This is a genomic window from Methylibium sp. T29-B (assembly GCF_000576225.1).
Classification (GTDB): domain Bacteria; phylum Pseudomonadota; class Gammaproteobacteria; order Burkholderiales; family Burkholderiaceae_C; genus Methylibium; species Methylibium petroleiphilum.
In genome coordinates this window covers 1-11,456 of record NZ_AZSN01000120.1, presented here as the reverse complement: position 1 = coordinate 11,456, position 11,456 = coordinate 1, and the positions used below count along the sequence as shown (strand labels likewise).

At 71.8% G+C, this 11,456-nt stretch carries 10 protein-coding genes and 2 pseudogenes; 6 read left to right on the top strand and 6 right to left on the bottom strand.

Going from position 1 to position 11,456, the window contains the following annotated elements; translation table 11 throughout:
* Positions 1–6: 6 nt before the first annotated feature.
* Positions 7–945 carry a LysR family transcriptional regulator ArgP gene (locus Y694_RS16120; RefSeq protein WP_011831091.1) on the bottom strand — a complete coding sequence of 313 codons (939 nt, stop codon included), beginning with the start codon at positions 943–945 and terminating at the stop codon, positions 7–9.
* A 95-nt stretch (positions 946–1,040) separates the two neighbouring features.
* Between Y694_RS16120 and Y694_RS16115 the strand changes: the two genes are divergently transcribed.
* The 4 genes and pseudogenes from Y694_RS16115 (at position 1,041) to Y694_RS16100 (ending at position 4,491) form a co-directional block, all read left to right on the top strand.
* A complete protein-coding gene (locus Y694_RS16115) occupies positions 1,041–1,643 on the top strand; it encodes a LysE/ArgO family amino acid transporter (RefSeq protein WP_231497729.1) in 603 nt (200 codons plus the stop codon).
* A gap of 67 nt (positions 1,644–1,710) precedes the next feature.
* Positions 1,711–3,041, top strand: a pseudogene (locus Y694_RS16110) (D-amino acid dehydrogenase).
* Positions 3,042–3,087: 46 nt separating this feature from the next.
* On the top strand, positions 3,088–3,357 hold the full coding sequence (locus Y694_RS16105; RefSeq protein ID WP_011831094.1) for a MoaD/ThiS family protein: 270 nt from the start codon (positions 3,088–3,090) through the stop codon (positions 3,355–3,357).
* A gap of 36 nt (positions 3,358–3,393) precedes the next feature.
* Positions 3,394–4,491, top strand: coding sequence for a sialidase family protein (locus Y694_RS16100; RefSeq protein WP_036234298.1), 1,098 nt, complete (start codon positions 3,394–3,396; stop codon positions 4,489–4,491).
* 226 nt (positions 4,492–4,717) lie between these two features.
* On the opposite strand, the pseudogene Y694_RS16095 reads toward Y694_RS16100, so the two are convergent.
* Positions 4,718–5,668: pseudogene (locus Y694_RS16095) on the bottom strand (LysR family transcriptional regulator); the annotation flags it as partial.
* 92 nt (positions 5,669–5,760) lie between these two features.
* Here Y694_RS16095 and Y694_RS16090 point away from each other — a divergent pair.
* Positions 5,761–7,281 (top strand): CoA-acylating methylmalonate-semialdehyde dehydrogenase, encoded by a 1,521-nt coding sequence (locus Y694_RS16090; RefSeq protein ID WP_036234296.1) that lies wholly within the window; start codon positions 5,761–5,763, stop codon positions 7,279–7,281.
* A gap of 13 nt (positions 7,282–7,294) precedes the next feature.
* On the opposite strand, the gene Y694_RS16085 is transcribed toward Y694_RS16090, so the two are convergent.
* Positions 7,295–7,726 (bottom strand): hypothetical protein, encoded by a 432-nt coding sequence (locus Y694_RS16085; RefSeq protein WP_036234295.1) that lies wholly within the window; start codon positions 7,724–7,726, stop codon positions 7,295–7,297.
* A gap of 115 nt (positions 7,727–7,841) precedes the next feature.
* Positions 7,842–9,536, bottom strand: coding sequence for a PhoX family phosphatase (locus tag Y694_RS16080; protein WP_231497728.1), 1,695 nt, complete (start codon positions 9,534–9,536; stop codon positions 7,842–7,844).
* Positions 9,537–9,824: 288 nt separating this feature from the next.
* Between Y694_RS16080 and Y694_RS16075 the strand changes: the two genes are divergently transcribed.
* The gene (locus Y694_RS16075; RefSeq protein ID WP_036234293.1) at positions 9,825–10,568 is read left to right on the top strand and encodes an SDR family oxidoreductase; all 744 of its coding nucleotides are present in this window, start codon (positions 9,825–9,827) and stop codon (positions 10,566–10,568) included.
* Between the two features lie 9 nt (positions 10,569–10,577).
* On the opposite strand, the gene Y694_RS26075 is transcribed toward Y694_RS16075, so the two are convergent.
* The gene (locus Y694_RS26075; RefSeq protein WP_051495836.1) at positions 10,578–10,799 is read right to left on the bottom strand and encodes an SPOR domain-containing protein; all 222 of its coding nucleotides are present in this window, start codon (positions 10,797–10,799) and stop codon (positions 10,578–10,580) included.
* 23 nt (positions 10,800–10,822) lie between these two features.
* Positions 10,823–11,456 (bottom strand): septal ring lytic transglycosylase RlpA family protein (locus tag Y694_RS23605; protein WP_231497727.1); only part of this gene is annotated, 634 nt, incomplete at its 5' end.

Below are 11,456 nucleotides of genomic sequence, written 5' to 3'. Positions count from 1 at the left end.
CCGCCGTCAGCGATCCAGCGCCATGGCGGCGCCGCGCGCCAGCGCCGCGCCCACCTCGTCCAGCCGCGCGGCGCGCACCGGCAGTCCGCTGTCGTCGCCCAGCTTCCACTGGTGCCAGTAGAGCGCCACCTCGATGCCGATGTCGGGACGCAGGCACAACAGCTCGCCTTGCGCGAGCCGTTCGCGCACCTGCAGCTCCGGCACCACGCCGATGCCCCAACCCAGGGCGGCGGCCCGCACATAGGCCTCGGAAGACGGCACGAAACGCTCCTCCAGCCTCGGCGCGCGCACCCCGAAGGCCTGGGCGACCCACTGCGTCTGCGTGTCGTCCTTGCGGTTGAACACCAGGAAAGGCACGCGCGCGAAGTTGCCGCGGTGCAGGCCGGCGGCCGCGTCGCCGCCCAGCTCACGCGCCACGAAGCCGGGGCTGGCCACCGCGATGTAGCGCATCACGCCGAGCGGCTCGACGCGGCAGCCGCGCAGCGCCTGCGGCACGGTCGACACGCAGCCCAGCACCTGGCCCTGGCGCAGCCACTCGTGGGTGAAGTCCTGGTCGTCGACGATCAGTTCCAGCCCGAAGCCGTCTTTCAGGCCCTGCTGCACCAGGCCGTCCAGCGCCGGCAGCACCCAGGTGGCCAGGCTGTCGGCGTTGACGGCGATCGGCAGCCGGGCCTGCGACTGCATGCGCTCGCCGAGTTCGCGCGCGACGTCGGCACGCATGGCCTGCAGCTGCCGCGCGAAACGCAGCAGCACCTTGCCCGGCTCGGTCAGCCGCAACGGCCGGGCCCGCACCACCAGCAGCTGGCCGACCTGGGACTCGAGCGCCCGCAGCCGCTGCGACACCGCCGACTGCGTGATCGACAGCCGCTGCGCGGCGCGCTCGAAGCTGCCATCGTCGGCCAGCGCCGCCAGGCAATCGAGCGCGGCGGGATCGAGGTTCTGCATGTCGCGGTCTCGGTCAATCGATCAGTATTTCTAATGTAATGCCAATAACTTGAATCACACTTCTCTGGGAGGCGGGCGCTGGCCACAATCCCTCCATGCTGTCTCCCAGCCTCCTGCCAGACCCCGCCGTGCCCGCCGCGCTGCTGCAGGGCGCGCTGATGATGGGCGGCCTGATCGTCGCGATCGGCGCCCAGAACGCCCTGGTGCTGCGCCAGGGCGTGATGCGCGCGCACGTGCTGCCGGTGGTGCTGCTCTGCACGCTGTCGGACTGGCTGCTGGTGGCGCTGGGCGTGTTCGGCCTCGGGGCGCTGATCGCCGCGCAGCCGCTGCTGCTGGAAGCCTTCCGCTACGGCGGTGCGGCCTTCCTGGTGGCCTACGGCTGGCGCGCCGCGCGCCAGGCCTGGCAAGGCTCGGCCGCCGGGCTGCAGCTCGCCGCCGGCGGCGGCTCGCTCGGCGGCGCGCTGAGCACCACGCTCGCGCTCACCTACCTGAATCCGCACGTCTATCTGGACACCGTGGTGCTGGTCGGCGGCGTCGGCGCCCAGCACGCCGGTGCGGCGCAGCTGGGCTTCGTGGCCGGCGCCTGGCTGGCGTCGGCGGCGTGGTTCGCGCTGCTCGGTTCGGCGCGGTCGGCGCGGCGCGCTTCCTGCGCCAGGCGGCCGCATGGCGGGCGATCGACGCACTGGTCGCCGTGGTGATGTGGGCGGTCGCGGCGCAGTTGCTGCTGACGCCGCTGAAGCAGGCTTGACGAGAGGAGTCGCCATCATGAAGGTCATCGTCCTGGGCGCCGGCATCATCGGCGTCAGCACCGCCTGGTACCTGCTCGAGCAGGGGCACGAGGTCACGGTCGTCGACCGCCAGCCCGACGCCGCGCTGGAAACCAGCTTCGCCAACGGGGCGCAGATCTCGGTCAGCTTCTGCGAGCCCTGGGCCAACGCCGAGGCGCCGTTGAAGGTGCTGAAGTGGCTGGCGCGCGACGACTCTCCGCTGCTGTTCCGCCCCAAGCTCGATCCCTGGCAATGGCGCTGGGGCCTGAGCTTCCTGACGCAATGCACCGACGGCGCCTTCGAGCGCAACGTGCAGCAGCTCGTCGCGCTGGGCCGCTACAGCCACGAGTCGCTGAAGGCCCTGGTGGCGCAGACCGGCATCGAGTACCACCGGCTCGAGCGCGGCATCCTGCATTTCTTCAGCAGCCAGAAGGATCTCGAAGGCGGCGCGGCCGGTGCCGAGCTGATGCGCCGCCACGGCGTCGACCGCCGAGTGCTGTCGCGCGACGAGGTGCTGCGCGTCGAGCCGGCGCTGGCGAGCTACGGCCCGCGCATCGCCGGCGGCACCTACACGCCGAGCGACGAATCGGGCGACGCACGCGTGTTCACGCAGGAGCTGGCGAAGCGCTGCGCCGCGCGCGGTGCGGTCTTCCTGTACGGCCACGCGATCGACGGCCTGGACCGCGAAGGCGATCGGCTGGGCACGGTGCGCATCCACGACCTCGCGTCGCAGCAGCCGCGCACGCTGAAGGCCGATGCCTTCGTGGCGGCGCTCGGCTCCTACACGGCGCCGCTGCTGCGCCCGCTCGGTGTGCACCTCAACATCTACCCGGCAAAGGCTACTCGGCGACGCTGAAGCTGCGCCGGCCGGAGCGCGCCAGCGTGGTCAGCATGATCGACGACGCGCGCAAGATCGCCGTCTCGCGCCTGGGCGACGAGGTCCGCATCGCCGGCACCGCCGAGCTGGCCGGCTACGACACCGGCCTCGACAGCCCCACCGCGCGCGTGCGCTGCCAGGCGCTGGTGCGGCGCTACGAAGAGCTGTTTCCCGGCGTGGCCGATCTGTCCGCACCGAACTTCTGGGCCGGCCTGCGGCCGAGCACGCCCACCAACATTCCCTGCATCGGCCGCAGCCGCATCGCGAACCTGTGGGTCAACGCCGGCCACGGCACGCTCGGCTGGACGCATGGCGCGGGCTCCGGGCGGGCGCTGGCCGAACTGATCAGCGGCCAGCGGCCGGCACTCGAGTTCGGCTTCCTCGGCGAGCGCCGGAGCGGCCCCACCTGCTGGTGCACGCCGCGCCACGGCGGCAGCGCCCTCGCAAGCTGACGCCCCGACGCACCACAGGCCCGCTGCAGCGGCAGAATCGTGCGCAATGGTCAGCGTCACGTTCACGGCCCACCTGCAGCGCCACGTCGACTGTCCGCGGCACGTGCTGCAGGCCGCGACGCTGGCCGAAGCCCTCGAGCAGGTGTTCAAGACCAGCCCGCGGGCACGCGGCTACCTGCTCGATGACCAGGGCGCCCTGCGCGCTCACGTCGCGGTGTTCATCGACGGGCAGCGGGCCCGGGATCGGCAGCACCTGAGCGACGCGCTGCGCCCCGATGCCGACGTGCATGTGCTGCAGGCGCTGACCGGCGGCTGAACGATCAGCGCGCGGCCTGATGACAAGGAGAGCCTCATGCCGTCGAACCGACTCTGGGTCGCCACCCGCAAGGGTTTGCAGGGCTGGCACCGCGACGACACCGGCGGGTGGCGGCCGAACGCCGCACCGGCCTTCCTCGGCGACCCGGTCAGTCAAGTCCTGCATGACGCACGCGACGGCGCGCTGTACGCCGCGCTGAACCTCGGTCATTTCGGCTGCAAGCTGCACCGCAGCGATGATGGTGGCAGCCACTGGCAGGAGCTGGCCGCACCGGCCTATCCGGCCAAGCCGGACGGCAACGACGATCCGGTGCCCTGGGATCTGAAGCTGATCTGGAGCCTCGCCGCCGGCGGGCCTGAACAGCCCGGCGTGCTGTGGGCCGGCACCATCCCAGGGGGCCTGTTCCGCTCCGAAGACCGGGGTGCGAGCTGGCGACTGGTCGAGTCGCTGTGGCAACGCCCCGAGCGCCGCGGCTGGTTCGGCGGCGGCTACGACCACCCGGGCATCCACAGCGTGCTGGTCGACCCGCGCGACAGCCGGCGACTGCTGCTCGGGATCTCGTGCGGCGGCGTCTGGCGCAGCGACGACGAGGGCGCGAGCTGGACGCTGTCGGCGCAGGGCATGCGCGCGGCCTTCATGCCGCCCGACCAGGCTTACGAACAGAACATCCAGGATCCGCACCGCGTGGTGCAATGCCGCGCCGCACCGGACACGCTGTGGGCCCAGCACCACAACGGCATCTTCGTCAGCCGCGACGGCGCACGCAGCTGGCAGGAGATCCCCGAGGCCGGCCCCTCGGTGTTCGGCTTCGCGGTGGCCGTCCACCCGCAGCAACCTGCGACCGCCTGGTTCGTACCGGCCGTGAAGGACGAGTGCCGGGTGCCGGTCGACGGCCGACTGGTGGTGACGCGCACGCGCGACGGCGGCGCCAGCTTCGAGACGCTGACGCGCGGGCTGCCGCCGCCGCCCGCCTACGACCTGGTCTATCGCCATGCGCTCGGGGTCGATGCCAGCGGCGAACGCCTCGCGATGGCGTCCACCAGCGGCAACCTCTGGCTCAGCGAGAACGGCGGCGACGACTGGCAATGCCTGTCTACCCACCTGCCGCCGGTGAGCGCGCTCGCGTTCGATTGAACGCAGCGGCGGGACCTCCCCCCCGAACCCCTACGTTATGGGGATGGGTGTGCAACGCCCCGACTCCTACAGTTTCTTCACCCGCTGTCACACGGAACAAGGATGCGCGCGCCGGCGCCACAGCGATCACCCTTCGCGGCGCGGCACGCTCCAACAGTCCCAACGATGTCCTTTCCCAAGGACTTGCCAGCCCACCCTCCCCGGTGGGCTGTTTTTTTCCGGGATCGAAACCCGGCTCCAGGGCGGCACGCAGATGTTCGACCAGCGAGCGCACGGCCCGCGGCACCTGCGCGCTGAAGGGTCGCAGCGCATAGATCGCATCGCCGAAGAAGCCGACCGGCCGCCAGTCGGGCAGCACCTCGCGCAGCCGACCGGCCTTCACCGCCGCGGCCGCGCTGAAGTCGGGCAGCAGCGCGAGCCCCAGGCCAGCCAGCACTGCGTCGCGCAGCACCTCGGAGTTGTTGGCCCGCAGCAGGCCCGTCACGGTGACGCGGGCCCGCTCCGGCTCGCTGCGGCGGCCCCGGGTCGCGGCCTGCTCGAAGGCCCACAGCGCCGGCCCGCTGCGCAGATAGGGCAGGCAATCGTGCCCCGCCAACTCGTCGGGATGGCGGGGCGTGCCGCGCCGCCGCAGGTAGGCCGGCGAGGCCAGCAGCAGCGTGCGCGACGCGCACAGCTTCCACGCCACGTGGCTGTCGGGCGGCGCACTGGTGTGGCGCACCGCGAGGTCGAAGCCCTCGTGCGCGAGGTTGACCAGCCGGTCCGACAGGTCGAGTTCGACGCGGATGCCGGGCCAGGCGCGCAGAAAGCTCTCGAGTTGTGGACCGACATGCTGGCGCCCCAGCGCGACCGGCGCCGTCATCCGCACCAGGCCCTGCGGCTGCGAGGCCAGGTCGCGCACGCCGAGCAGGCTCTGCTCGATCTGCGCAAAGCTGGCGGCGGTCTCGTCGACCAGCTGCTTGCCGGCCTCGGTGAGCCGCACGCTGCGCGTCGTACGCTGCAGCAGCGGCACGCCGACCGCACGCTCGAGTTCGGCGATGCGCTGGCTGACCGCTGCCTTCGACAGGCCGAGCCGCTGCGCGGCGAGCGTGAAACTGCCGCTCTGCGCGATCGTGCCGAGGGCATGCACGTGGGGCCACAGCGGCGCGTTGGGGGTCGTGCTCATGCGCTCATTGTTCATCCAAATGAACAATGTAGTCACGCAATGTGACTGGTCAGACCCGCCTTGCGCACCTAAGCTGCAGGGATCGAATCATCGCCAGGAGACACGACATGGGCGCCCCCGAAGCTTTCACCGCCACCGCCGAGATCGGCCATTTCATCGGCGGACGTGCCGTGCCCAGCACGAGCGGGCGCCGTCAGGCGGTCTACAACCCGGCCACCGGCGCCGTCGCGCGCCAGGTCGCGCTGGCCTCGGCCGACGAGGTGAACGCTGCGGTCGCCGCAGCCCAGGCCGCGTTCCCGGCCTGGGCCGACACGCCGCCGCTGCGGCGCGCTCGGGTGCTGAACAAGTTCCTGCAGCTGCTCAACGAGCAGCGCGACACGCTGGCCGCGATGATCACCGCCGAGCACGGCAAGGTGTTCACCGACGCGCAGGGCGAGGTCACGCGCGGCATCGAGATCGTCGAGTTCGCCTGCGGCGCGCCGCAGCTGCTGAAGACCGACTTCACCGACCAGGTCGGCACGGGCATCGACAATTGGGTGCTGCGCCAGCCGCTGGGCGTGGTGGCCGGCATCACGCCGTTCAACTTCCCGGTCATGGTGCCGATGTGGATGTTCCCGATGGCCATCGCCACCGGCAACAGCTTCGTGCTCAAGCCCAGCGAGCGCGACCCCAGCCCCAGCCTCTTCATCGCCGAGCTGCTGAAGCAGGCCGGCCTGCCCGACGGCGTGTTCAACGTCGTGCAGGGCGACAAGCTGGCGGTCGACACGCTGCTGACCCACCCCGACGTGAAGGCGGTGAGCTTCGTCGGCTCGACCCCGATCGCGCAGTACATCTACGAGACCGGCGCGAAGCACGGCAAGCGCGTGCAGGCGCTTGGCGGTGCGAAGAACCACATGGTGGTGATGCCCGACGCCGACCTGGAGCAGAGCGTCGACGCGCTGATCGGCGCGGCCTACGGCTCGGCCGGCGAGCGCTGCATGGCGATCTCGGTGGCGGTGCTGGTGGGCGACGTGGCCGACCAGATCGTGCCGAAGCTCGCCGAGCGCGCCAAGGCGCTGAAGGTCAAGAACGGCATGGAGCTCGACGCCGAGATGGGCCCGATCGTCACGCCGCAGGCGCTCGAGCGCATTGAAGGCTACATCGCGCACGGCGTCGACGAGGGCGCGAAGCTGTTGGTCGACGGCCGCGGCCTGAAGGTGCCCGGTCACGAGCAGGGCTTCTTCACCGGCGGCACGCTGTTCGATCACGTGACGCCCGAAATGAAGATCTACAAGGAAGAGATCTTCGGCCCGGTGCTGGCCTGCGTGCGCGTGCCCGACTTCGCCAGCGCAGTGGCCCTGGTCAATGCGCACGAGTTCGGCAACGGCGTCGCCTGCTTCACGCGCGACGGTCACGTGGCGCGCGAGTTCGCGCGCCGCATCCAGGTCGGCATGGTCGGCATCAACGTGCCGATCCCGGTGCCGATGGCCTGGCACGGCTTCGGCGGCTGGAAGAAGAGCCTGTTCGGCGACATGCACGCCTACGGCGAGGAGGGCGTGCGCTTCTACACGAAGCAGAAGTCGGTGATGCAGCGCTGGCCCGAGAGCACGCCCAAGGGCGCCGAGTTCGTGATGCCGACGTCGAAGTAGCAGGCGAGCGCCGTCAGGCGCCGGGCCAGCGCCAGTCGACGCGCATCGGCGCGCTGCCCACCTGCACGATCTTGCGCTGCGACTGGCCGCCCACCGTGGCCTCCATCGTGTAGCGGCCCGGCGGCAGGCTGATCATCAGGATCGGGCCGGCGTCCCGGATGACCACCGGCTCGCCGCCACTGGTGTTCTGCAGTGTCACGCGCTCGGCCACCACGTACTGGCCGCCCTGGCCGCTGAACACGTTGCGCAACGCGAAGTCCGGCGACAGGCGGTCGATCACCGCGCGGGCCTCTTCGCCCGCCCCCCCGTTCACGTAGCTGATGCCGCCGGCCCGCTCCACGCGCGGGACTGGCGGCGCGTCGCCGGCCGGCTGGGCGATGGCGCCGGTCCACAGCGCGGCCGTCATCGAGAGCGCGCCCGCCATCGCGCGCAAGAGGCTGTTCATCGTCGTCTCCTCGATCGATTTCAATCACAGGAGCCTAGGACGCCCCCTCGGCCCGGCTGTCGGCACACGGCACCGAGCGCTGTCGGACGGCGCCGACAGCCAGCTCGATCCGCCTTCAGGTGCCGATCGCGCCGCCGTCGATGCGCCGGATCGCCACTGTGGCCGAGCGCGGCCGCCCGCCGCCGCCGGGCCAGGTGGAGCGCTTTCTTGCAGCGGCGGGATCGCCGGGGTCGTTGCCGCCCTCGCCGGGATGCTGGATGTTGACGAACAGCGTGCGCAGGTCCGGCGTGCCGACCATGCCGGTGATCTCGCAGCCGACCGGCCCGGTGAGAAAGCGCCGCACCTCACCGCTGCGCGGATCGGCGGCCAGCAGCATGTTGTTGCCCAGTCGGGCGTAGTCGCCCTGACCCAGCGCCGTCGGCGACGCATCGGTCGCGATCCACAGCACGCCGCGCGCGTCGAACCACAGGCCGTCCGGGCTGCCGAACGGGTCGCCCTTCACGTTGCCGCGCGCCTCGGCGCGCTCGTTGGCCGGATCGCCGGCCAGGATGAAGTGGTCCCACAGGAAGCGCGTCGCGGCGTGGCCTCCCACCTCCGTCCAGCGGATCACCTCGCCCATGGTGTTGCGCGCGCGCGGATTCGCAGCGTCGACGGCCGGATAGCCGTCGGTGCCGCGGCGGCTGTTGTTGGTGAGCGAGCAGTACAGCGTCGCGGTGCGTGGGTCGCCGGCGATCCACTCGGGGCGGTCCATCTTGGTCGCGCCGACCTTGTCGCTCGCCTGGCGCGACTTCACCAGCAGTTCGCCCTGGTCGGCAAAGCCCGCCTGCGCATCGAGTCCGTTCTGGCCGTGAACCAACGCCAGCCATTCGCCCGTACCGTCCGAATCGAAACGGGCCACGTAGAGCGTGCCGTGGTCCAGCACTTCGCGGTTGTTCGCGTAACCGCCGGTGCGCACCGGGTCACGCGACACGAACTTGTAGAGGTACTCGAAGCGCGCATCCTCGCCCATGTAGACCACCGCACGCCCGTCGGCCGCCTGCGTGACGAAGGCGCCCTCGTGCGCCGCGCGGCCGAGCGCGGTGCGCTTGACCGGGGTGCTGCGCGGGTCGAGCGGGTCGATCTCCACCACCCAGCCGAAACGGTTGAACTCGTTCGGATGCAGCGTGGCGTTGAAGCGCGCGTCGTGCTCGTGCCAGCGCAGACCGTAGCCGCCCGGTGTCAGGCCCCAGCGCTTCGCATGAGCATCCGGCTGCGCCGGGCCGTGGAAGTAGCCGACGAAGTTCTCCTCGCAGGCCAGGTAGGTGCCCCAGGGCGTGACGCCGTGCGCGCAGTTGTTGAAGGTGCCGATGACCTCGCGGCCACCGGGATCGAACTCCGTCCGCATCAGCGCGTGGCCGGCGGCCGGCCCGCTGATCGTCATCGGCGTGCGGGCGCTGATGCGCCGCGCATAGGCCGACGGGCGCTGCACCGCCCAGCGTCCGTCCGCCGCACGAGCCAGCTCGACCACCGACACGCCGAGCGCCGCCTGCGACTTGCGCACCTTCTCGGCGCTCCAGGTCTGCATGCCGTCGGCATGCAGCAGGCCTTCGTCGGTGTACTCGTGGTTCACCACCAGCAGGCCACGATCGCCGCGGCCCGCCGGGAAGAAGTGCATGCCGTCGTGGTGCATGCCGGCCTGCAGCTGCTGGTCCTCGGCGCTGTGGCTGCCGTCGCCGCGGAAAGCCGGCTGACCGGCCGCGAGGCCCGGTGCGCCGATCGCGTCGCCCCAGGCGTAGATCACCTCGGCCACATAGCCCGGCGGCACCACCACGCATCGGCACTCGACGCCGGCACTGCGCGAAGCCCAGCAGTGCCCCGCCCGGAGCCCGCGCCGGCGTGCCACAGCCGGCCAGCGGCGCGAGCAGCCCACCCACGCTGGCGGCGAGCCCGCCTCGCAGCAGCACGCGCCGCACCGGATCGCTGAGCTGCTGGAAGGCCGGGTTGGCAGAGGAGTTGGAGTCCTCCATCGTTGAAAGTCCTTGGGCATGTCGTGTCTTGCTTCCGTCGTTCGCGCGCGCCGGCCGCCGGGGGCTTGCGCTAACCTGTCGGCCATGAATCCCTGCTGCTCATCACCGGCGCCAGCCGCGGCATCGGCGCCGCGACCGCAACGCTCGCCGCCCGGCAAGGCTGGGCCGTCGCCCTGAACTATGCACGCGACGACGCGGCCGCGCGCGCGCTGGTCGAACACCTCCGCGGCGGGGGCGGGGAGGCCGAGGCCTACCGCGCCGACGTGTCCGACGACGCGCAGGTGCGCGCGATGTTCGCCGCGATCGACGCGCACTTCGGCGCCGGCCGGCTGCGCGGGCTGGTCAACAACGCCGGCGTCGTGGATGTTGCAGCGCGCGTCGATGCGATGCCGGTCGAGCGCGTGCAGCGCATGTTCGCGATCAACGTGTTCGGCAGCTTCTGGTGCGCCCGTGAGGCACTGTTGCGCATGAGCCGCGTGCATGGCGGCACGGGCGGCGCGATCGTCAACGTGTCCTCGGCGGCCACGCGCATCGGCTCGCCCGGGCAGTACGTGGACTACGCGTCCGCCAAGGGCGCGATCGACACCTTCACGCTCGGGCTGGCGCGCGAGGTGGCGACCGAGGGCGTGCGCGTGAACGCGGTGCGGCCCGGCATCATCGACACCGAGATCCATGCCTCCGGCGGCCAGCCGGACCGCGCCGCGCGGGCCGCGCCGCAGCTGCCGATGCAGCGGGCCGGCAGCGCCGACGAAGTGGCGCAGAGCATCGTGTGGCTGCTGTCCGACGCGGCCAGCTACGTCACCGGCGCGCTGCTCGACGTGTCGGGCGGGCGCTAGTGCGCCGGCTCAGCGCCGCTCGATGATCACCGGCACCAGCTGCAGCGCGTCGCGCACCCGCTGCGCCGCGCCTTGCGCCTCGTCGCGAGACGCATACGGCCCGGCCTGCAGACGGTAGAGCGGCGCCTCGCTGAACACCGCCATCAGCGGCGCCAGCCAGTCCAGTTCGCTCGACACGCGCTGCTGGAAGGACTCGGCGCCGCCGCGCTCGCGGAAGGCACCGAGCTGCACCCAGTAGCCGCGCGCACCGCTCGTCAGCTCCCGGCTTGGCGTGCCACTGGCGACAGGGAGCGCCGGCAGTTCCGCCCCCTCAGCCGCCGCGACCGTGTCCGATGCTGGCGGCCCGCCCGGCGCGGCGGGCAGTGGCATGGCCTCTGGCTGGGCCGCCGCCACGGCCGTCGGCGCCGCATCGCGCCGCACGCGCCGGTGCGGATGTCTTCGTAGGTGATGCGCTCCACCTCGACCGGGCCCACGCCGCGCAGCAGGTCGAGCTTCAGCGCCGCGGTGTAGCTCAGGTCGATGACGCGCCCGGCCACGAAGGGCCCGCGGTCGTTGATGCGCACCACGACCTCGCGGCCGTTGGCCGGGTTGCGCACCCGCGCATAGCTCGGCAGCGGCATGGTCTTGTGCGCCGCGGTCATCGCGTGCATGTTGTAGATCTCGCCGCTGGCCGTCTTGCGGCCGTGGAACTTGCGGCCGTACCAGGAGGCCAGTCCCTTTTCCTTGATCGGCACGTCGCGGGTCTCGGGCGTGTAGTTGCGGCCCAACACCTCATAGGGCTTGTTGGGTCCGCCCGAGCGGATCGGCTCGACGCGCGGTTCGGCGTCGGCGTGCGGGCCAGGTCGGGCGGGATCTCGGCGGCCGGGCCGTCCCGGCCGCCTCGCCGCG

What these genes read in the sequence shown, in the direction of transcription:
- Y694_RS16120 (WP_011831091.1), bottom strand. Translation starts at nt 945, where the DNA reads ATGCAGAACCTCGATCCCGCCGCGCTCGATTGCCTGGCGGCGCTGGCC.
- Y694_RS16115 (WP_231497729.1), top strand. Translation starts at nt 1,041, where the DNA reads ATGCTGTCTCCCAGCCTCCTGCCAGACCCCGCCGTGCCCGCCGCGCTG.
- Y694_RS16105 (WP_011831094.1), top strand. Translation starts at nt 3,088, where the DNA reads ATGGTCAGCGTCACGTTCACGGCCCACCTGCAGCGCCACGTCGACTGT.
- Y694_RS16100 (WP_036234298.1), top strand. Translation starts at nt 3,394, where the DNA reads ATGCCGTCGAACCGACTCTGGGTCGCCACCCGCAAGGGTTTGCAGGGC.
- Y694_RS16090 (WP_036234296.1), top strand. Translation starts at nt 5,761, where the DNA reads ATGGGCGCCCCCGAAGCTTTCACCGCCACCGCCGAGATCGGCCATTTC.
- Y694_RS16085 (WP_036234295.1), bottom strand. Translation starts at nt 7,726, where the DNA reads ATGAACAGCCTCTTGCGCGCGATGGCGGGCGCGCTCTCGATGACGGCC.